Raw genomic sequence first — 20,361 nt, forward strand, 5'->3', positions numbered from 1 at the left:
AGCAATTGTTGTAAATTTACGCCAATCCACTTCGGTACCCGGCAACCACTGGTCTTCAGTGGTTGTCGGGGATAGGCCGAGACAGCGCTATCTCAAACAACAAGAGCTCTGAACCATGCCCGAACATCCGCTCCATCGCTTCTTCACCTCGCAGCGGCCCCGGCCGACATTCGAGTGGGAGCGTTACCAGCAGCGCGATGTGCTGATCATCGACCATCCCCGTTGTCAGGCGGTGTTCAGCCGCCAGGGTGCGCAACTGCTGCATTTTCAACCAGCGGGTGAACGGCCCTGGCTGTGGTGCGCCGAGCAGTGGCCGCAGGTGGGGGCGATCCGCGGTGGCGTGCCGGTGTGCTGGCCATGGTATGGCCGCCACCCCAGCGAGGACTTGTGGCCCGCCCATGGCTGGGCGCGCCTGCTCGACTGGAAGCTGGTGGACAGCCGTGAGGACGAGGAGGGCGTAACCCTGAAATGGCGGCTGGACCTGTGCGACTGGCAGGTCGACCTTCATGCCCGGTTGGGTAGCCGCATGGAGCTGAGCCTGAGCACCGAGCACCAGGACAGCGAACCCTGTCAGCTGAGCCATGCCCTGCTGGCCTACTGGCGCATCAGTGACGTGTCCGAGATAGCGCTGTCCGGGCTGGAGGATATCGAAGGCTACGACCGTCTGAACCGCCAGGCCTGCCGTGAAGATGGCGCGCTGAAGCTCAAGGGCGGTTGCCAGAAGGTCTACCCCGGCACGCCGCGGGTGCAATTGCAGGACCCGGCCTGGCAGCGCGAGCTGTGCATCGATACCGGTGACAGCGACGACACGGTGGTGTGGCACCCGGGCAACCGCCCGCTGATGGGCGTGACCGGGCGTGAATGCCAGCGCTTCGTCTGTGTCGAGGCCGCCAGCGGCAGTGGCGAGGGCCTGAGCCTGGCGCCGGGGCAGCGTGCACACCTGCGCCTGCAGGCACACCGGCTCAGTTGAGCTCGTCGTCCTCGATCGGGTAGCGGCTGGCGTTGAGGCTTTCCTTGATCTTGCGCAGGTGAGGCTGGAAGTCCACGCCGCGACGCAGGGTCATGCCGGTGGCCAGCACATCGAGCACGGTCAGCTGGATGATCCGCGAGGTCATCGGCATGTAGATGTCGGTGTCTTCCGGCAGCGGAATGTGCAGGCTCAGGCTGCAGGCATTGGCCAGTGGCGAACCGGCAGCGGTCAGGCCCAGTACCGAGGCGCCGTTTTCCCGGGCCAGGCGGGCCATTTCGACCAGTTCGCGGGTGCGCCCGGTGTAGGAGATGATCACGAACAGGTCGCCGGTGTGCGCCACCGAGGCCAGCATGCGCTGCATCAGCACGTCGGCGTGGGCCGATACTGCCAGGTTGAAGCGGAAGAACTTGTGCTGGGCGTCCAGCGCCACCGGGGCCGAGGCGCCCAGGCCGAAGAAGTGGATCTGCCGGGCCTGGATCATCATGTCCACGGCACGGCTGACCTGTTGCGGGTCGAGCTGCTGGCAGGCGCTGTCGAGCGAGGCGATGGCACTGGCGAAGATCTTCTGGGTGTAGGCTGCCGGGTCATCGTCAGCCTCCACCGCGCGGCTGACGTAGGCGGCGCCGCTGGCCAGGCTCTGCGCTAGCTGCAGCTTGAGCTCGGGGTAGCCGCTGACGCCGAATGAGCGGCAGAAGCGGTTGACGGTCGGTTCGCTGACCTTGGCCGCCTGGGCCAGCGCAGCGATGCTGAAACGGGTGGCTTGTTGCGGATTGAGCAGGATGACTTCGGCGACTTTGCGTTCGGCCTTGTTCAGCTCGTCGAGGCGGCCCTGGATCTGTTCCAGGAGGTTTCGCACGCGGTCCATGGGTGTGTCCTTGGGTCGGGAAGACAGCCGGCTGTTGGAGCAGCAGGCTTTTTGCACGGTCGTCTATCGTACTGTCGGCGCGGTTGACGTACCACTTGTCTGTAACACTTGTGTGTAATGTTGTGGTTTTTACTACATTATCCCTTGAAAACCGTATGTGAAAGCGGTATTCCTAGACCAACTTTAGGAAAGAACCAACATCATGGCTGCGATCAGTGTCGAACCTTGCACCTTTGCCCTGTTTGGCGCCTTAGGCGACCTGGCATTGCGCAAGCTGTTTCCTGCCCTCTATCAGCTCGACCGGGCCAACCTGCTGCACCCGGAAACCCGCCTGCTGGCGTTGGCCCGCGAGGCCGGTAGCGCGCAGGGTCACCTGGACAGCATCGAGGCGCACCTGCGCCGGCATGTGCCCGAGGCCGATATCGAGCCCGCCGCACTGGGCCGTTTCCTCGCCAGGCTGAGCTACCAGCACCTGGATTTCCTCCAGCCCGAGGGCTATCAGGCCCTGGCCGAGCAGTTGCCGGACGAGCTGCCGCTGATTGCCTACTTCGCCACCGCTGCGGCGGTGTACGGGGCCATCTGCGAAAACCTCGACAAGGCCGGGCTGGCCGCACGCACCCGAGTGGTGCTGGAGAAGCCCATTGGCCACGACCTGGAGTCGTCGCGCCGGGTCAATGATGCTGTGGCTCGGTTCTTCCCAGAGAGCCGGGTCTACCGCATCGACCACTACCTGGGCAAGGAAACAGTGCAGAACCTGATCGCCCTGCGTTTCGCCAACAGCCTGTTCGAAACCCAGTGGAACCAGAATTCCATCTCCCATGTGGAGATCACCGTCGCCGAGAAGGTCGGTATCGAAGGCCGCTGGGGCTACTTCGACAAGGCCGGCCAGCTGCGCGACATGATCCAGAACCACCTGCTGCAGCTGCTGTGCCTGATCGCCATGGACCCGCCCAGCGAACTGTCGGCCGACGCCATCCGTGACGAGAAGGTCAAGGTACTCAAGGCCCTGGCACCGATCACCGGCGAAGGGCTGAGCACCCGTGTGGTGCGCGGCCAGTACATCGCCGGCTACAGCGATGGCAAACCTGTGCCCGGTTACCTGGAAGAAGACAACGCCAACGCCCAGAGCGACACCGAAACCTTCGTCGCACTGCGTGCCGACATCCGCAACTGGCGCTGGTCGGGGGTGCCGTTCTACCTGCGTACCGGCAAGCGCATGCCGCAGAAACTGTCGCAGATCGTCATCCACTTCAAGGAAACGCCTCACTACATCTTCGCTCCGGAACAGCGTTTGCAAATCGGTAACAAGCTGATCATCCGCCTGCAACCGGACGAAGGCATTTCTTTACGGGTTATGACCAAGGAGCAGGGCCTGGATAAAGGCATGCAACTGCGCAGCGGCCCGTTGCAGCTGAATTTCTCCGATACCTGGCGCAGTGCAAGGATCCCGGATGCCTACGAGCGGCTGTTGCTCGAAGTGATGCGCGGTAACCAGAACCTGTTCGTGCGCAAGGATGAAATCGAGTATGCCTGGAAGTGGTGCGACCAGCTGATTGCTGGCTGGCGTAACGCAGGCGATGCGCCCAAGCCGTACGCCGCAGGCTCCTGGGGGCCGATGAGCTCGATTGCACTGATCACACGCGATGGGAGGGCGTGGTATGGGGATATCTGAACTGAAACTGCCAGCGACTGTGACGGTACATGAGCTGGCGGATGCCAAGGCTCTGGCCGCAGCCCAGGCCCATGACGTGGCCGAGCGCCTGCGCGCAGCCATTGCCGCCAAGGGCCAGGCCTGCGTGGTGCTATCCGGCGGCCGTAGCCCGGTACCGTTTCTCGAGAAGCTGGCCAGCGAAAACCTCGACTGGGCCAAGGTCACCGTCAGCCTGGCCGATGAGCGCTGGGTGCCGGTGGAGCATGCCGACAGCAATGCCGGCCTGCTGGCGCGCCACCTGTTCAAGGGCGCGGCGGCCAAGGCCCGCTTCGTTGGTCTTTACCAGCAGGCGGAGAACCTTGATGCCGCTGCAGGCAAGGCCGATCAGGCCTTGGCCGAGCTGCCGCCAATTGACGTACTGGTGCTGGGCATGGGGGATGATGGCCATACAGCTTCGCTGTTCCCCGCCAGTCCCAACCTGGAAGCAGGCCTCGACCTGGCCAACCCACGCCGCTGCCTGCCTTTGCTGGCACCGAGCGTACCGCGCCAGCGCCTTTCGATGACCCGCTCGCTGCTGGCCAGTTCCGCCTTTACCGCGCTGTCCCTACAAGGGCAGGGCAAACTCGCTACCCTGCGCGCCGCGCTGGCTGGCACCGACCTTTCCGAAATGCCGATACGCGCTTTTCTTCACGCCCCCCTGGACATCTACTGGTGCCCATGAGCCAAGGATCCACAGTCATGACCACCCTCGAACGCCCACAGCCCAAGCTCTCGATGGCCGACAAAGCCGCACGGATCGACGCCATTTGCAAAGAGGCGCGCATCCTGCCGGTGATCACCATCGCCCGTGAGGAAGACATCCTGCCGCTGGCTGACGCCCTGGCCGCCGGCGGTATCCGTACCCTGGAAGTGACCTTGCGCTCGCAATATGGCCTGAAGGCCATCCAGGTGTTGCGCGAGCAGCGCCCGGAGCTTTGTGTCGGTGCCGGCACCGTGCTCGATCGTGGCATGTTCGCCGCGGTTGAAGCTGCGGGTGCGCAATTCGTCGTTACGCCAGGCATTACCCAAGACATTCTCGAAGCTGGTGTGGACAGCGAGATCCCGCTGCTGCCAGGCATCAGCACGCCGTCCGAAATCATGATGGGCTACGCCCTGGGCTACCGCCGCTTCAAGCTGTTCCCGGCGGAGATCAGCGGCGGGGTAGCGGCGATCAAGGCCTTTGGCGGCCCGTTCGGCGATATTCGTTTCTGCCCTACGGGCGGGGTGAACCCGGCCAACGTGCGCAACTACATGGCGTTGCCCAATGTGATGTGCGTGGGTGGTACCTGGATGCTCGACAGCAGCTGGATCAAGAACGGCGACTGGGCGCGGATCGAAGCGTGCAGTGCGGAAGCGATGGCGCTGCTGGACGCCAACTGAATTTGTTGTGTGCTTTACGGCTTGTGGGGCGCTTGGTCGGCGCCCCTTTTTTTTGCCTGGAGATCTTGCAGCGCCTGTACCGGCCCTTTCGCGGGTGAACCCGCTCCCTCAGGTACTGTACAGATGCTAAGTGCAGCGCGATCCCTGTAGGAGCGGGTTCACCCGCGAAGAGGCCGGCACAGGCCAACAAAAAAGCCCGCATCAAACGATGCGGGCTTTCTCATTCATTGCGGTACGGCTCAGGCCGCCTTGGCTTCCTGCTGGCTCAGCGAGCGATTCAGCGCGCTGAACAATGCCTTGAAGCTGGCCGTGGTGATGTTTTCATCGATACCCACACCATGCACCGGGCGGCCACCGGCCACGCGCAGTTCGATATAGGCCGCGGCCTTGGCATTGGTGCCGGCGCCAATGGCATGCTCGTTGTAGTCCATGATCTCCACGGCAATCGGCAGGCCGGCCACCAGTGCTTCCAGTGCACCGTTGCCCTTGCCGCGCCAGTGCAGGGTGGTTTCGCCTTCACCAGCGACTTCCACTTCCACGGCGCTGTGGCCGTTCTCTTCCTGCAGACGGTGGCTGACCAGCGCATACGGGGAGTTGGCCTGCAGGTATTCCTTGTGCAGCAGGCTGTAGATCTGCTGGGCGGTCATTTCCAGGCCCAGGCGGTCGGTTTCGCCCTGTACTACCTGGCTGAATTCGATCTGCATGCGGCGCGGCAGGCTGATGCCGTATTCCTGCTCGAGCAGGTAGGTGATGCCGCCTTTGCCCGACTGGCTGTTGACGCGGATTACCGCCTCGTAGCTGCGACCGATGTCGGCCGGGTCGATCGGCAAGTAAGGTACTTCCCACAGTTCGCCTTCCTGCTGCTTGGCGAAGCCCTTGCGGATGGCGTCCTGGTGCGAGCCGGAGAACGCGGTGTGGACCAGGTCGCCCACGTACGGGTGGCGTGGGTGCACCGGCAGCTGGTTGCACTCTTCGACCACCTTGCGCACGCCGTCGATGTCGGAGAAGTCCAGCAGTGGGTCGATGCCCTGGGTGTAGAGGTTCAGCGCCAGGGTCACCAGGTCGACGTTACCGGTACGCTCGCCGTTGCCGAACAGGCAGCCTTCGGCACGATCGGCGCCGGCCATCAGGCCCAGCTCGGTGGCGGCAATGCCGGTGCCACGGTCGTTGTGGCAGTGCAGGCTGATGATCACGCTGTCGCGACGGCTGACATTACGGCAGAACCACTCGATCTGGTCGGCGTAGATGTTCGGGGTGGACACTTCCACGGTGGCCGGCAGGTTGAGGATGATCTTGTGCTCGGGGGTCGGGTTCCACACCTCGATGACCGCGTCGCAGACTTCCTTGGCGAACTCCATCTCGGTGGCGCTGAAGGTTTCCGGCGAGTACTGGAAGGTCCACTGGGTTTCCGGCTGCTGGGCGGCGTACTTGACGAACAGCTTGGCCGCGTTCACCGCGATGTCCTTCACGCCTTGCTTGTCCTGATTGAAGACAATACGGCGGAACGACGGGCTGGTGGCGTTGTACAGGTGGACGATGGCCTTCTTCGCCCCGCGCAGCGATTCGAAGGTACGGGCGATGAGGTCTTCACGGGCCTGGGTGAGCACCTGGATGGTGGTGTCGTCCGGGATGTGGCCGTCTTCGATCAGCATGCGCACGAAGTCGAAATCGGTCTGCGAGGCGGATGGGAATGAGGCTTCGATTTCCTTCACGCCAACCTGCACCAGGGTCTTCCAGAAGCGCAGTTTCTTCTCCGAATCCATCGGCTCGATCAGCGACTGGTTGCCATCACGCAGGTCGGAGCTGCACCAGATTGGCGCGGCGGTGATGGTCTTCGACGGCCAGGTACGGTCAGGCAGGTCGATGGTCGGGAAAGCGCGGTATTTCTTCGAAGGGTCTTTGAGCATGGTCATGGAAGCAATCCTTTTGTGTGCGGCCGAGATCGGGCCTGCCGAGCGATAACGAGATAAAAGGCGAGGCGACGCGATTCAGCCTGGTAGTCGGGCGCTGACCAGGCAGAGGCTGCGATGTTGTCGGAGCAGGATGAGGGTGCTGTAGGTTTTCATGCCTTCAACCCTAACCAGTGGGGTGGGTGATGGCAAGCGTTCAGAAAAAATTGAGAGGAATGCTTAAAAAAAGCTGAAAGGCGAGATTTTATGGCATGAAAGAAAGGCTGGCTTATTGATTGTTGCGCAGTATTTTTCGATGGCGCAACACAGTTGAACTGATGTCGACTGTGCTGGCCCTTTCGCGGGTGAACCCGCCCCCACAGGTGCAGCGCCATCCCTGTGGGAGCGGGTTTACCCGCGAAGAGGCCGGCACAGGCAGTACCGCTCTCAGGGTTGGAACGCACCAATGAAAATCGCCGGATCCACCCGTGCATCGTTCAGGCTGACGTTCCAGTGCATGTGCGGCCCGGTAGCCCGCCCGGTCGAGCCCACGCGCCCGACCACCTCGCCCCGGCGCAGTTGCTGCCCCACTTGCACATCGATCTTCGACATATGGCAGAACATGCTGATAAAGCCCTGCCCGTGGTCGACGAACACCGTGCGGCCGTTGAAAAAGTAATCGCCCACCAGGATCACCTTGCCATTGGCCGGGGTCTTGATTGGCGTGCCGGCCGGCACCGCGAAGTCCAGCCCGGCATGCGGGTTGCGTTCTTCGCCATTGAAGAAACGGCGCACGCCGAACTTGCTCGACAGCGGGCCACTGACCGGCTTGTCGAGAATCAGATTGCTGGGCAGGGTCGGGCTGAAGCTGCGGTAAGCCTTGATCTGCTCGGCCAGCTCACGATCGATGCGCTTGAGGTCGGCCGGGTTCGGGTTGACCTGGCGGGTGTTCTTCAGGGTGATGCGCTGCTCGGGGTATTTCTTGCTACCGACCGTGAAGGGCAGGGTACGGCCGCCCTGGCTCAGCGTCGCGGTGCCGGGCTTCTGGGTCAGCGGGATGCCGACGATGGCCAGCCAGTTGTCCTGCTCCTTCACCACCAGCACCGGTTTGCCGTCGAAGCGGGCGCTGGGCGCGCTGGCGGCGGGGCCGAGGTCGACCACCGCCACGCCGCCGGGTACCGGCTTGTTCAGCGTGCGGGTGATGTAGCTGGCCTGGGCGCCGCCGGCCAGCAGCAGGATGCAAAGGGCAAGCAGGGGCGCGAGCAGGCGGGGCATGTGTCAGTCCAGAAGTGAGAGGGTGACCGGGGTCAGGTGGTTGTCTTCGACCCGCACCAACAGCTCGCCTTCGTTCAGGCGGGCGGTCAGGCGCTGGCCATTTCGGGTCTGTTCGGCGCTGCGGATGGCCTGGCCCTGTTCGTCCAGCAGGATGCTGTAGCCGCGGGCGAGGGTGGCCAGCGGGCTGACCACCTGCAGCGTCTGCAACTGGGCCTGGAAGCGCTGGCGGCGGTCCTTGAGCACCTCGCGCATGGCCCGTGGCAGGCGCTCGGCCAGGCTGTCCAGGCGTTGGCCCAGCAGTTTCAGGGTTCGCCCCGGGTGCTGCGCGGCGAGGCGGGTGTCCAGGCGTGCCAGGCGCTCGTGTCGCTGGTTGAGGTTGAGCATGAACGCGCGGCGCAAGCGCATGTCCAGGTCGTCCAGGCGTTGGGCCTGCTGGCGCAGGCGCTCGCCCGGGTGGCGCAGGCGCCGGGTCAGCGACTCCAGGCGCAGGCGGTCGTGGGTCAGGCGGTTCTGCATGCGCAGCAGCAGGCGCCGTTGCAGGCCATCCAGACGTTGCTGCAGGCCACTGTTGTCGGGGGCCAGCAGTTCGGCGGCAGCAGACGGTGTAGGCGCGCGCACGTCGGCGACAAAGTCGCTGATCGAGACATCGGTCTCATGGCCCACGGCGCTGACAATCGGCGTGACACAGGCGGCCACGGCCCGCGCCACGGCTTCTTCGTTGAAGCACCACAAGTCTTCAAGCGAGCCGCCGCCCCGGGCCAGGATCAGCGCATCGAACCCCAGGCTATCGGCCAGGCGGATCGCGCGCACGATCTGTGCAGTGGCTTCGCGGCCCTGTACTGCGGTGGGGATCAGGTTCAGTTCCACTTGCGGGGCGCGGCGACCGAACACACTGATGATGTCGCGGATCACTGCGCCGGTGGGCGACGTAATGATGCCGATGCGCTGCGGGTGGGCCGGCAGCGGCTGCTTGCGTTCGGCGCTGAACAGCCCCTCGGCACCGAGCTTCTCTTTCAATGCCTCGAAGGCCAGGCGCAAGGCGCCATCACCGGCCGGCTCGACGGTGTCGAGAATCAGCTGGTAATCGCCACGCCCTTCGAACAGCGAAACCTTGCCGCGTACCCGCACCGCCAGACCGTCGCGCAGGGCCTGGCGCACCCGCGTGGCGTTCTGCCGGAACAGCGCGCAGCGTACCTGTGCGCCGCTGTCCTTGAGGGTGAAGTACATGTGGCCGGACGCCGGGCGGGCGAGGTTGGAAATCTCGCCTTCCACCCACACGCTGCGGAACACGTCTTCCAGCAGCACGCGGGCGCGGCCGTTGAGTTGGCTGACGGTAAGGACCTCGCGGTCCAGGCCGAGTCGTTCGAAAGGGTCTCTGATCATGGCGGGCATCATAAAGGACATCGGCCCCGGTTGTCTGTCCCGGCCCTATCGCCGGCAAGCCGGCTCCCATAGGTATCGCGCTGGCTTGGGCCTCATGCTGTCCCTGTGGGAGCCGGCCCAGCCCTTTGGGCTGCGCTGTCGCGTAGATAACTGAAAGTGCAAGCAGTCCGCATACCCTGTGGGAGCGGCTTTAGCCGCGAAGAATCCAACGCGGTGCATGGCACCGGCTGCGCCGGTGTTCGCGGCTAAAGCCGCTCCCACAGGGCCCCTGCTAATTCAATGAGTTAAGTGCAGTTCTATGGGGGCCGGCCTTTCAAGCCTGCATCGCCGTCACGAACTGGCGCACCATCGAACCTGCGTCACGCCTGCAAGCCATCGCCACAGTACTCTCACACCCTCCTTCCAGTGCCACGAAGCTGACTGAGGCTGGCGCAATCTCTCGCATGCATTCCGGCAACAACGCCACCCCAAACCCCGCCTGAATCAACTGCAACTGGGTGGTCTTGCGCGACAGCACCTGCGCTGCTCGCGGGAAAAAGCCTGCCTCCATGCACATCGAGGCCGACAGGTAGCTCAGCCCGCCACGGTCCCGGTGCGGAATGGAAATGAAGCGCTCTTCCCGCAGTTGTTCCAGTTTCACCTGTGGCGCGCTGGCCAAGGGATGCGCGGCGGCGACCGCCAGTAGCAGGGGTTCGCTGAACAGTTCATGCAGCACCACCCCTTCATGCTGGCGCAGCACCGGCAAGCGCAGCAGGCCGATATCCAACCGCCCGGCAGCGATATCCTCCAACTGCGCCTCCGACGACTGCTGGGCAATTTCCAGCGAAACACCTGGGTTGTCGCGCAAGTAACCGCCCAGGCGAGCCAGCAGCGGGCCGGTCAGCGGCACTGTACTGGAGTGGTTCAGGCGCAGACTGCCCTGCAGCCCTTCGCCAATGTCGCGGGTTACACGCTCGGCCTGCGCCAAGTCGGCCAGCAAGCGCCGCGCCCGTTCCAAAAAGGCCTGGCCAGCCAGTGTCAGGCGCGGGAGGCGCGCGGTGCGTTCGAACAGCGGCGTGCCCAGTTGCTGCTCCAGTTCCTTGATCTGCCGGCTCAGCGCCGACTGGGCGATGTACAGCCGCTCGGCGGCAGCGCTGAAGCTGCCGCATTCGGCGATTTCCACGAAGTAACGCAATTGGCGGATCGACGTCATGTCATGCCTTTTCGAGATGAGTGTGGCGACAAAGGCATATTAGTCGGCATGGCTCATGGCTGGCTAACCTTTGCCTGTCTTCCCAGGAACTGCTGTCATGCTCGCCCAACTGTCGTTTTCCGGCCTCGACTGGCTGCCTATCCTGCTTGGTGTCGGCGCTGCCTACATCGTCTTCGGCATCGCCGGTTTCGGCACCGCGCTGGTGGCCGGCCCAGTGCTGATCCACTTCATGCCGCTGTCGCGGATCATTCCGCTGCTGGTGCTGCTGGACTTCGTCGCCGCCTTCGGCAACCTGCTGCCCTCGCGCCGCGATGTCGTGCGCGGCGAACTGTTGCGGCTGCTGCCGTTCATGGCCATTGGCTGCGCGCTGGGTGTGGTATTCCTGCTACAGCTGAAGTCAGACCTGTTGCTGCTGCTGATGGGGCTGTTCGTCACGGCGTATGCCCTGTACGGGCTGGCGGTGAAGGTACGGCCGGCCAGTCTGTCGGGTTTCTGGGCAATGCCGATGGGCACGGCAGGCGGGCTGTTCGGCGCCTTGTTCGGCAGCGGCGGCTTCCTTTATGCGCTGTACCTGAGCGCGCGGCTGGAGGTGAAGGAGCAGGTGCGCGCTACCCAGAGCGCGCTGATCAGTTGCAGTACGGTGGTGCGGCTGACGCTGTTCCTTATCGCAGGCGTCTATGCCGACCAGAGCCTGCTGTTGCTCGCCGCCTGCCTGTTGCCGGTCATGCTCGTCGGCCTCTGGGCAGGGCGCAGGCTTACCCATCGGCTGTCTCGCGAAGCCTTTGTGCGCCTGGTCACCTGGCTGGTGCTGGCCAGCGGCCTGGCGCTTATCGGTCGCTACCTGAGCGCCTGAGCAGGCGGTAGAATTGCGCTATTACCGCGTTTTTCAGGCTTGTCCCGTTCATGAACACCCAGAGCATCATCGTTCCCAAGCTGTCTACCGTCCCGGTGCACGAAGCCCGTGCCCGCGCCATCCTGCGCTGGCTGGTGCGCGAGAAAGTCGTCGAGGAACAGCTGACCACCTGTGGCCGCACCGGCAACCGCATGGGCCATGCCCTGGCCGAAGGTGCCCGCAAAGTGGCCCTGCATCCGGAGAAACTGCCCTTCGGCGAACAGGTCAACGGCCTGGAGGTGATGCTCAAGCGCTGCATCTATACCCCTACCGAAGGTTTCCTCGAAGAGGCCGGTTGCCCCGAGTGCCGGCGCGAGGTGGGTGAGCCGCTGTTCGAAAGCCTGGAAGAATGGATGCCGGCAGTTAGCGACAACTTCACCTGCCCGTTGTGCGGCTTCGAAGATGACATCAATGGCTTCATTTACCTGCAGCCATGTGCCTTTTCCAACCTGGGGTTCATCTTCAACAACTGGGGCGAGGCCGGGTTCACCCAGGCCTTTCTCGACAGCTTCGCCGACTGGCTCGACCAGCCGGTGGCCGTGGTACAGGTAAAACTGCCACAAGGCTGACCGAAGGCCCTTATTTTGCATTGAGCGGCGCGCCGTGCATGAGTATAATGGCGCGCTTCCATTTTTCCCGCCCGGGAGCCCCCGCGATGCTGCGTATCAGCCAAGAAGCCCTGACCTTCGACGATATCCTCCTTGTACCTGGCTATTCCGAGGTACTGCCTAATGAAGTCAGTCTCAAGACCCGTTTGACCCGTGGCATCGAGCTGAACATTCCGCTGGTATCCGCTGCCATGGATACCGTGACCGAAGCGCGCCTGGCCATTGCCATGGCCCAGGAAGGCGGCATCGGCATCATCCACAAGAACATGACCATCGAACAACAGGCCAGCGAAGTCCGCAAGGTCAAGAAGTTCGAGGCTGGCGTGGTCAAGGACCCGATCACCATCGACGCCGACGCCACCGTGCGCGACCTGTTCGACCTGACCCGCCTGAACAACATCTCCGGCGTTCCGGTGCTGGCGAATGGCGACCTGGTCGGCATCGTCACCTCCCGTGACGTGCGCTTCGAAAGCCGCCTGGACGCCAAGGTCCGCGACGTGATGACCCCCAAAGAGCGTCTGGTCACCGTCCGCGAAGGCGCCGACAAGAACGAAGTCCGCGAGCTGCTGCACAAGCACCGCCTGGAAAAAGTCCTGATCGTTGACGACAAGTTCAACCTCAAGGGCATGATGACCGTCAAGGACATCGAAAAGGCCAAGGCCTACCCGCTGGCCAGCAAGGACGACCAGGGTCGCCTGCGCGTCGGCGCCGCGGTCGGCACCGGCAAGGACACCGGCGAGCGCGTTGCCGCCCTGGTGGCTGCTGGCGTTGACGTGGTGGTGGTCGACACCGCCCACGGTCACTCCAAAGGTGTGATCGACCGCGTTCGCTGGGTCAAGGAAACCTACCCGCAAGTGCAGGTGATCGGCGGCAACATCGCCACCGGCGCTGCCGCCAAGGCTCTGGCCGAAGCAGGCGCTGACGCGGTCAAGGTCGGTATCGGCCCAGGCTCGATCTGCACCACCCGTATTGTTGCCGGTGTCGGCGTGCCGCAAATCAGCGCCATCGCCAACGTTGCCGCTGCACTGGAAGGCACTGGCGTGCCACTGATCGCCGACGGCGGCATCCGCTTCTCGGGTGACCTGTCCAAGGCCATCGTTGCCGGTGCTTCCTGCGTGATGATGGGTTCGATGTTCGCCGGTACCGAAGAGGCTCCGGGTGAAGTCGAACTGTTCCAGGGCCGTTCCTACAAGGCCTATCGCGGCATGGGCTCGCTGGGGGCCATGGCACAGGCGCAAGGCTCGTCCGACCGCTACTTCCAGGACTCCTCGGCCGGCGCCGAGAAGCTGGTACCGGAAGGCATCGAAGGCCGTGTTCCCTACAAGGGCGCGCTGGCCGCGATCATCCACCAGCTGATGGGCGGCCTGCGTTCGTCCATGGGCTACACCGGCAGCGCAACCATCGAAGAGATGCGCACCAAGCCGGAATTCGTGCGCATCACCGGTGCCGGCATGGCCGAGTCCCACGTGCATGACGTGCAGATCACCAAAGAAGCCCCTAACTACCGCGTAGGCTGAGGCTTCCAGCTACAACAGAAAGCGGGGCTGTCATGACAGCCCCGCGTCGTTTCCGATTTCCACTGACGAGATTGAGTCATGGCCCTCGACATTCACGCTCACCGCATCCTGATCCTCGATTTCGGTTCCCAGTACACCCAGCTGATCGCCCGCCGCGTGCGCGAAATCGGCGTGTACTGCGAGCTGCATCCGTTCGACATGGACGATGAAGCGATCCGCGAATTCAACCCGCGCGGCATCATCCTCGCCGGCGGCCCCGAGTCGGTCCACGAAGCCAACAGCCCGCGCGCCCCGCAGGCGGTGTTCGACCTGAACGTACCAGTGCTGGGCATCTGCTACGGCATGCAGACCATGGCCGAGCAGATGGGCGGCAAGGTCGAAGGTTCCGACCTGCGTGAATTCGGTTATGCCCGCGTGGATGTAGTCGGCAAGAGCCGCCTGCTCGACGGCATCGAAGACCACATCGACGCCGACGGCGTGCTGGGCCTGGACGTGTGGATGAGCCACGGCGACAAGGTCACCCAGATGCCGGGCAACTTCCACGTGCTGGCCAGCACCCCGAGCTGCCCGATCGCTGGCATGTTCGACGACGCGCGCGGTTACTACGGCGTGCAGTTCCACCCGGAAGTGACCCACACCAAGCAGGGCGGTCGCATCCTGTCCCGCTTCGTGCAGGACATCTGCGGCTGTGAAGCCCTGTGGACTCCGTCCAACATCGTCGAAGACGCCATTGCCCAGGTGCGTGAGCAGGTCGGTTCGGCCAACGTCCTGCTGGGCCTGTCCGGCGGCGTCGACAGCTCCGTCGTTGCCGCACTGCTGCACCGCGCCATCGGCGACCAGCTGACCTGCGTATTCGTGGACAACGGCCTGCTGCGCCTGCACGAAGGTGACCAGGTGATGGCCATGTTCAAGGAGAACATGGGCGTCAAGGTCATCCGCGCCGACGCTGAAAAGCAGTTCCTCGACAACCTGGCCGGCGAAGCCGACCCGGAGAAGAAGCGCAAGATCATCGGCCGCACCTTCATCGACGTGTTCGATGCCGAAGCCAGCAAGCTGGAAAACATCCAGTTCCTCGCCCAAGGCACCATCTACCCGGACGTGATCGAGTCGGCGGGCGCCAAGAGCGGCAAGGCCCACGTGATCAAGTCGCACCACAACGTCGGTGGCCTGCCGGAGGAAATGAACCTCAAGCTGGTCGAGCCGCTGCGTGAACTGTTCAAGGACGAAGTGCGCAAGATCGGCCTGGAGCTGGGCCTGCCGTACGACATGGTCTACCGCCACCCGTTCCCGGGCCCGGGCCTGGGCGTGCGTATCCTGGGTGAAGTGAAGAAGGAATACGCCGACATCCTGCGTCGCGCCGACCACATCTTCATCGAAGAGCTGCGCAAGGCCGACTGGTACCACAAGACCAGCCAGGCATTCGTGGTGTTCCAGCCGGTCAAGTCGGTAGGCGTCGTCGGCGACGGCCGTCGCTACGCCTGGGTCGTGGCCCTGCGTGCCGTCGAGACCGTGGACTTCATGACCGCGCGCTGGGCGCACCTGCCGTACGAGCTGCTGGAAACCGTCAGCGGCCGTATCATCAATGAAATCGACGGCATCTCGCGCGTTACCTACGACGTGTCGAGCAAGCCGCCAGCGACTATCGAGTGGGAATGATCGGGTAGCCAGCTCAGGCTGGTACCCGTAGGCACGGATACACCAGAAAGCCCGCATGATTGCGGGCTTTCTGGTTCTTGCTCATTCAGATTTGCTTATTCTTTTGGCTTTTTGGCAAATAGCGCTTTCTGGTAGACATTATAGGAAAGCAACCTGCTCTTCACCGCGACGAACTCATCGCCCTCCACGCGCTGCGGGTGCTTTTCCTGCGGGTCATCCTCGATATTGTATTTGGTCAGGGTGTCCGAACTGAATTCGTATATGTATTTGTAAGGGTGCTCCACCAAGGCTGACGCCAGTTGGTCAAAGAACGTGGACATGAAGAATGTGCGCTTGCCATGTTCCCTCAACAAGCTGATGCCTTGGACAGACAGGGGCGACTCGGTCACGCCAAAGAAGTCGGCGACCGTGGGCGCAACATCGATCTGGTGACTGGTCGTTGTGGCGGGTTTGGGCAGTGACCTTTCCTTGGCCCAGAAAATCAGGGGTACGGTCACTTCTTCTTCGTGCATGGAAGCGTTGTGAATGAAGAGACCGTGCTCACCAAACGACTCACCGTGGTCACCCACGAGCACGAATAATGTCGAGTCCAGCAGGCCTTGCTTGTCGAATGATGTCAGCATTTCACCCAGTACGCTGTCTGTTCTGGCTATGCAGTCTTCATACTTTTCCAGCTCGCTCAGTAATGGGGGCCCTTGGCTGCATTGGTAGGGGTAGTGGGCTGCGCTTGGGAAGTAGAGTGCGATGAAACCCTGGCCATTCTTTTTTATCTTCTCCAGGTAAGAGATGCTGGACGAAAACAGCTGTTCATCACTCTCTCCGAAGCTACTGGCGTGTTGTGAGCGATTTTCGGCATGGGTGATCTCCGAAACTGCATAGGCATTCGATACGCCGATGGACTTCAGGAAACCCTCCATGTTTTCGAATTGCAGGTACAGCGAGCTGAATGCGACGGCTTCCATGTTTTTCCTGTTTTTCAGCTCATGGATGACGCTGGGTTGTAGCAGGTACATGGCCTCTTTGATTTCAATATCTGGGTAGGCGTGCAGCCCCGTCAGGATCGCGTGGTAGCCTTTGGACGAGTGAGGCACTGATACGTACGTTTTGAAGAGCATGCCCTCCCGAGAGAGCTTATCGAAGGTGGGATACCTCTCGGCGGTTTTGATGTCGGGCGCAAAAACGCTGTTCCAGCGCACCGACTCCAGAATGATGAAGACCAGGTTCTTGAAGTCTGGTGTGGCATGAGATTGAAGTTTTCGGATGTCGTTGACGCTGGTTAGCGGGTAGGCGGGTTGTTCGAATGGCAGCGGCGGTCTATGCGGAGCTGCATTCAAGGGAGTCGTGCTTCTGAGTGTTGTGACCAGCGGGCTGACGACAATATTTTCGTTCAGGTAATAGCGTGCGTCTTTGGCATGGATGGAGCCGATGAGCAGGGCGCCTATCATCAGCAGCGACGCCCAGAGGTGTTGTCTTTTCTTTATTGTGACCGTGCGCTGTTCTTTATAAGCGATGTAGGTTGCCAGCCCAGCGAAAGACCAGGTCACCAGGTAGGCAAGAAAAAGCACAAGGACAATGAACCTGAATGTGTGCCCGAACCCGGCGGCTTGGGTGAGGAACACCTCGGCTCCGGAGGTCAGGTTGCTTGCGTTCTGCAGGCTGTAGCGTATCAGTTGCCAGTCCAGTGGCTTCAGCCATAGCTCCCGAACTCGCATGTCCACCAGCAGGAACAGCAGCAAGGCGCCTGAGGCGATGCTTACCAGATAAAAATTGAATTTGTTTCTGGTAATGGTGGTGGCAGCAATCACAAAGAAGGCGACCACCAGCAGCACGTCTTGAAGCAAGTACAGGGCAATATCGAGAACACCGGTCTCCACCCATCGATAGGAGAAAAACTCGATCAGGATGATCTTCGGTGCCAGAAGAAGGCCTGAAGTGAGCAGCAGCGAAAAATACAGTAATGAATTCCTGTGCCACATGGTGTCAAACCTTCGCATTCACAGAGCAGGCGTCTTGTCTGAAGCGATAGGCGGGCAGAAGGCCAGCACCTGTGCACCCCGTCTGTTGAACTTAAGCAGCCCACCCTGAATCGGGCAAGTCAGCCTCTGGGCGTTAGTTGGGTACCGGGGGGAGCAGGTTGCCACAGGTGTCGGGGCAGATAACCGGTCGCGCGACAAGACTTCACTTAATCATTCGCAAATGCAGGTGTATCGTATTCGCCCTTTATCGCCAGCCCCTGCTGGCAGACTGATTGCGCAGAATGAGGTACCCGCACCGATGTCCTTTACTCGTCGACAAATGCTCAAGGGCCTCACTGGCCTGGTTGTGGTGGGCCTGGGCGCCGGAGGCGCGGCCCGCTAATGGCTGGGCAAGGTCGAGGACGATAACGCCGGGCATGACTACGAACTGATCGCCGCGCCGCTTGACGTCGAGCTGGTGCCGGGGTTCAAGACCGAGGCCTGGGCCTTTATCATTCAGCTGTCTGCCCCGACGGGCGCATCATCACAGCGAATAGAACGGGTCGTTTTCAGGCGCCTGGTCGTGCAACGCTTGGGCGAGGTCCAGGATGTGTTCAGACCACGCCACTGTCTTTACCCATTCCTCGGGCATGCCGGATACCCCGTACAACGCTCCGGCCAGCTGCCCAGCCACGGCTGCCACGCTGTCGGCGTCGTCTGCCAGGTTTGCCGCCAGTAGCACTGCGTCTCTGAAATTGTCGGTATTCCAAACCGCCCATAGCGCAGCTTCCAAGGTGTCGATGACATACCCTGAGGAGCGGATCTGGTCGCGGCTTTTTTCCTTGTATTCGCCAGCGTTGATGATGGTGGCGCGGGGCTGTAGCGGGCGGACCATCGGGCGGCACATTTCATCCTTGTCGGCGCCGTTCAGGGCGAGGTGCAGCTGCGCGCCCAGCAGTTCGCAGCCACTCACTGCTTCGGGCGCCCGATGGGTGGCCCGACTCTGGCTTTGGGCTTCGCGCCACGTGGATGGCAGCATGTGGCGCCTGAATATGGCGGTGGGGGCGAGCCGGATGATGGAGCCATTGCCGGCCGTATTCGGCTCTGTGTTGCCTATCCAGTCCAGGCCATGGCGTAGCCACCCTTCCAAGGCAAGGCGTGTAGCATTGCCGATGTCGAAACAGACACCGTTTGCGCTGTTTTCCCCTCGCTTGTACCACCTGCACAGTCGCTCGAGATAATCTGCATGGTCGAATCGCATGCAAGCCAGGTACGAGTCCGCCAGGCAAAGCGCCATGCTCGTATCATCGGTCCACTCACCTGGCTTGAGCCTGAACGGCCCGCCGCCGACCATGTCATCGACGTGTGCTTTATCGCGAGGCAGGAACTCCAGGGTGGTGCCTACGGCATCGCCAATGGCCAAACCCAGCAACGCACCTTTGGCTCGGTCGAGCGATTGTTCGGGGGTTAATGTGCAAGCGCGCGATTCTTGCCATTGCGGGTGCACGTAGGCACGGCCTGCGGACTCGCGTGGGGTGGGCGCTGGTAGCAAGTGGTTGTACCGGTAGGCATACTCGGTAACTTCAAGGGTAGGGCTGTGCAGGTCGATCATAGAACTTCTTCTAATAAGAGATGAGTCGTGGGGCCTTGCTCAATCCGGTTCAGTACCCTGAAAGAAGTACCCGGCGGGTACAGTACTTCCGCCTCGGGAATTTGCGTCAGGAAACTGATGTCCTTGCCGGATACGCCGCGTACGACCATCTGGGTATTGCCTGCGAATGGTGTTGTCGCGGATGAGCTGAAGAATGCCATGTCGGTCTCCACTGCGCCCATTTGCATCCGATTGAGCACATCCAGTGGCAGATCCGTTCCACGGTAGGTTTCAGCGCCAACGTAGCGAGGCAAGCGTGCCAGACCTTCGGTTGCATGCTCGGCAAAAGCCATGATTTCAGGCGTGGCTGTGCCTTGGCGCATCGCCAGGTTATACGCCTTGTACACATCGTTGGTAGAGTAACCGTAAAGTGCGCCTATTTGATCGTCGCTGAGCAGTTTCGAAAGCTCCGGGGCCCGAACATCTGCCCGGGCGCGGCCTTCGGCAATCCATCGCTCTGCCATGTCCTTGCCCACTGCCTCTCGCAGGCTCATGAGCTTCTTGGGCGCCGCCGCAATGTTTTTTTCAGTGGCTTGCTTTGCTGGCGGCAGCTCTGGCTCGGCTTTCTGCAGCGGTGTCGCGGCCTTCATCTGCAACTCAGGTTCAGCCAGCAGCCTGCTTTCGTTCTTCGCCAGCCAGTTGGCCAACTGTTTGTTGGAGATTTCGGCCTGAAGCTTGGCACTACGGCTGGCGATGCTTTCCACGCTGCTCATCACGCCGGCTTTCATCTGCCCGCGGGTCAGGTAGGTCACAATTGCCATCAGCAAAAGCATCACCAGCTGCTCTTGCCCACGGGCCAGTTGCCTTGCAGCGTGTTCGGTACGCTCTTGAACCAGCGCCGCCGAGCCGCCCGAAGGGTCGAGACCGGAGGGTTTCAAGCCGTCTTCGGCAGTCCACGCGGTAGCAAGCCCCTCTTGCATGGAGGCCAGGCACGCGGGAAGCCCTTGATAGAAATACTCCGCGATGGCGGCCAGGCCCAGCGCCATCAGGATCAGGTTGCCGACCTGCAGGCCGATACCGCTGCCTGCGACCGCCCCAGGTGCCGCACCGACGCCAAAGGCGAGAGAACCCACGGCGCCGCCGATAGCGCCGCCTAGCGCGACGCTGCCGCCGAGAATCATCACCACTTCCTGCACGAGCTTGAGCAGTACGGGCAAAATCTGGTCGATATTGATGGACGCCCATTTGCGCGACAGATTTGACTGCATCATGGGATAGGACAAAGCCATCGCCTGCCGGACATTGTCTATCCGGTGTCCGCCTACAGCGCCATAAGCCTGGCTGGCGCCATCGCTTACGCGACGGGTGAAGCCGTCCCAGCTGTCATGGACATTGCGCAAGCCGCTGCTGACGCTTTGATTGAGGACGCTGAATTTTTGGTCCAGGTTGCGTTCGATGTCGCCCCAGCTAGGGACGTGAGTTGATAAGTCCATTTACC

16 protein-coding genes and 1 pseudogene are annotated in these 20,361 nt (G+C 62.1%); 9 read left to right on the top strand and 8 right to left on the bottom strand.

From position 1 onward, the window contains the following. Window positions 1-115 precede the first annotated feature (115 nt). Entirely contained in the window at window positions 116-970 is an 855-nt protein-coding gene (locus KDB76_RS05885; RefSeq protein ID WP_013971129.1) for a D-hexose-6-phosphate mutarotase, read from the top strand. On the opposite strand, the gene hexR is transcribed toward KDB76_RS05885, so the two are convergent. Continuing rightward, window positions 963-1,826 (bottom strand): DNA-binding transcriptional regulator HexR, encoded by an 864-nt coding sequence (gene hexR, locus KDB76_RS05890; RefSeq protein WP_200873970.1) that lies wholly within the window; start codon window positions 1,824-1,826, stop codon window positions 963-965. The two genes, KDB76_RS05885 and hexR, sit on opposite strands and share 8 nt — an antisense overlap. 211 nt (window positions 1,827-2,037) lie before the next feature. Here hexR and zwf point away from each other — a divergent pair, with 211 nt between their 5' ends. Genes zwf through KDB76_RS05905 form a run of 3 tightly spaced genes read left to right on the top strand, consistent with a single transcriptional unit; the run spans window position 2,038 to window position 4,905 of the window. After that, window positions 2,038-3,507 (top strand): glucose-6-phosphate dehydrogenase, encoded by a 1,470-nt coding sequence (gene zwf / locus KDB76_RS05895; protein ID WP_013971130.1) that lies wholly within the window; start codon window positions 2,038-2,040, stop codon window positions 3,505-3,507. Continuing rightward, window positions 3,494-4,207 (top strand): 6-phosphogluconolactonase, encoded by a 714-nt coding sequence (pgl, locus tag KDB76_RS05900; protein WP_024086368.1) that lies wholly within the window; start codon window positions 3,494-3,496, stop codon window positions 4,205-4,207. The genes zwf and pgl overlap by 14 nt, the downstream gene beginning before the upstream one ends. Window positions 4,208-4,224: 17 nt before the next feature. Further along, window positions 4,225-4,905, top strand: a complete 681-nt coding sequence (locus KDB76_RS05905; RefSeq protein WP_015269102.1) for a bifunctional 4-hydroxy-2-oxoglutarate aldolase/2-dehydro-3-deoxy-phosphogluconate aldolase — start codon at window positions 4,225-4,227, stop codon at window positions 4,903-4,905. Window positions 4,906-5,144: 239 nt separating this feature from the next. Here KDB76_RS05905 and leuA read toward each other — a convergent pair whose 3' ends face one another. From leuA to KDB76_RS05925, 4 genes are all read right to left on the bottom strand, one after another. After that, window positions 5,145-6,818 carry a 2-isopropylmalate synthase gene (gene leuA, locus KDB76_RS05910; RefSeq protein WP_013971133.1) on the bottom strand — a complete coding sequence of 558 codons (1,674 nt, stop codon included), beginning with the start codon at window positions 6,816-6,818 and terminating at the stop codon, window positions 5,145-5,147. 423 nt (window positions 6,819-7,241) lie between these two features. Continuing rightward, on the bottom strand, window positions 7,242-8,069 hold the full coding sequence (locus tag KDB76_RS05915) for a M23 family metallopeptidase (protein WP_013971134.1): 828 nt from the start codon (window positions 8,067-8,069) through the stop codon (window positions 7,242-7,244). A 3-nt stretch (window positions 8,070-8,072) separates the two neighbouring features. Next, window positions 8,073-9,452, bottom strand: a complete 1,380-nt coding sequence (gene xseA / locus KDB76_RS05920) for an exodeoxyribonuclease VII large subunit (RefSeq protein WP_024086369.1) — start codon at window positions 9,450-9,452, stop codon at window positions 8,073-8,075. Between the two features lie 313 nt (window positions 9,453-9,765). Continuing rightward, a complete protein-coding gene (locus KDB76_RS05925; RefSeq protein ID WP_013971136.1) occupies window positions 9,766-10,644 on the bottom strand; it encodes a LysR substrate-binding domain-containing protein in 879 nt (292 codons plus the stop codon). A gap of 97 nt (window positions 10,645-10,741) precedes the next feature. Between KDB76_RS05925 and KDB76_RS05930 the strand changes: the two genes are divergently transcribed. The 4 genes from KDB76_RS05930 (at window position 10,742) to guaA (ending at window position 15,317) form a co-directional block, all read left to right on the top strand. Then, window positions 10,742-11,497, top strand: coding sequence for a sulfite exporter TauE/SafE family protein (locus KDB76_RS05930; protein ID WP_013971137.1), 756 nt, complete (start codon window positions 10,742-10,744; stop codon window positions 11,495-11,497). Window positions 11,498-11,547: 50 nt separating this feature from the next. Next, window positions 11,548-12,105 carry a hypothetical protein gene (locus KDB76_RS05935; protein ID WP_003257977.1) on the top strand — a complete coding sequence of 186 codons (558 nt, stop codon included), beginning with the start codon at window positions 11,548-11,550 and terminating at the stop codon, window positions 12,103-12,105. 86 nt (window positions 12,106-12,191) lie between these two features. Further along, a complete protein-coding gene (gene guaB / locus KDB76_RS05940) occupies window positions 12,192-13,661 on the top strand; it encodes an IMP dehydrogenase (RefSeq protein ID WP_013971138.1) in 1,470 nt (489 codons plus the stop codon). 78 nt (window positions 13,662-13,739) lie between these two features. Further along, window positions 13,740-15,317, top strand: a complete 1,578-nt coding sequence (gene guaA, locus KDB76_RS05945; protein ID WP_013971139.1) for a glutamine-hydrolyzing GMP synthase — start codon at window positions 13,740-13,742, stop codon at window positions 15,315-15,317. A gap of 95 nt (window positions 15,318-15,412) precedes the next feature. Here guaA and KDB76_RS05950 read toward each other — a convergent pair whose 3' ends face one another. Beyond that, window positions 15,413-17,293 carry a sulfatase-like hydrolase/transferase gene (locus KDB76_RS05950; protein ID WP_024086370.1) on the bottom strand — a complete coding sequence of 627 codons (1,881 nt, stop codon included), beginning with the start codon at window positions 17,291-17,293 and terminating at the stop codon, window positions 15,413-15,415. Between the two features lie 298 nt (window positions 17,294-17,591). On the opposite strand from KDB76_RS05950, the pseudogene KDB76_RS05955 reads away from it, so the two are divergent. Next, window positions 17,592-17,783 (top strand): annotated as a pseudogene (locus KDB76_RS05955) (multicopper oxidase family protein); the annotation flags it as partial. 33 nt (window positions 17,784-17,816) lie between these two features. On the opposite strand, the gene tri1 reads toward KDB76_RS05955, so the two are convergent. Beyond that, on the bottom strand, window positions 17,817-18,884 hold the full coding sequence (tri1, locus tag KDB76_RS05960) for an ADP-ribosylarginine hydrolase Tri1 (protein WP_024086371.1): 1,068 nt from the start codon (window positions 18,882-18,884) through the stop codon (window positions 17,817-17,819). Continuing rightward, window positions 18,881-20,356 carry a DUF6861 domain-containing protein gene (locus tag KDB76_RS05965; RefSeq protein WP_038408778.1) on the bottom strand — a complete coding sequence of 492 codons (1,476 nt, stop codon included), beginning with the start codon at window positions 20,354-20,356 and terminating at the stop codon, window positions 18,881-18,883. The genes tri1 and KDB76_RS05965 overlap by 4 nt, the downstream gene beginning before the upstream one ends. Window positions 20,357-20,361 lie beyond the last annotated feature (5 nt).

The sequence above is a fragment of the Pseudomonas sp. JS425 genome (genome assembly GCF_018223845.1).
In the GTDB taxonomy this organism is placed as follows: domain Bacteria; phylum Pseudomonadota; class Gammaproteobacteria; order Pseudomonadales; family Pseudomonadaceae; genus Aquipseudomonas; species Aquipseudomonas asiatica.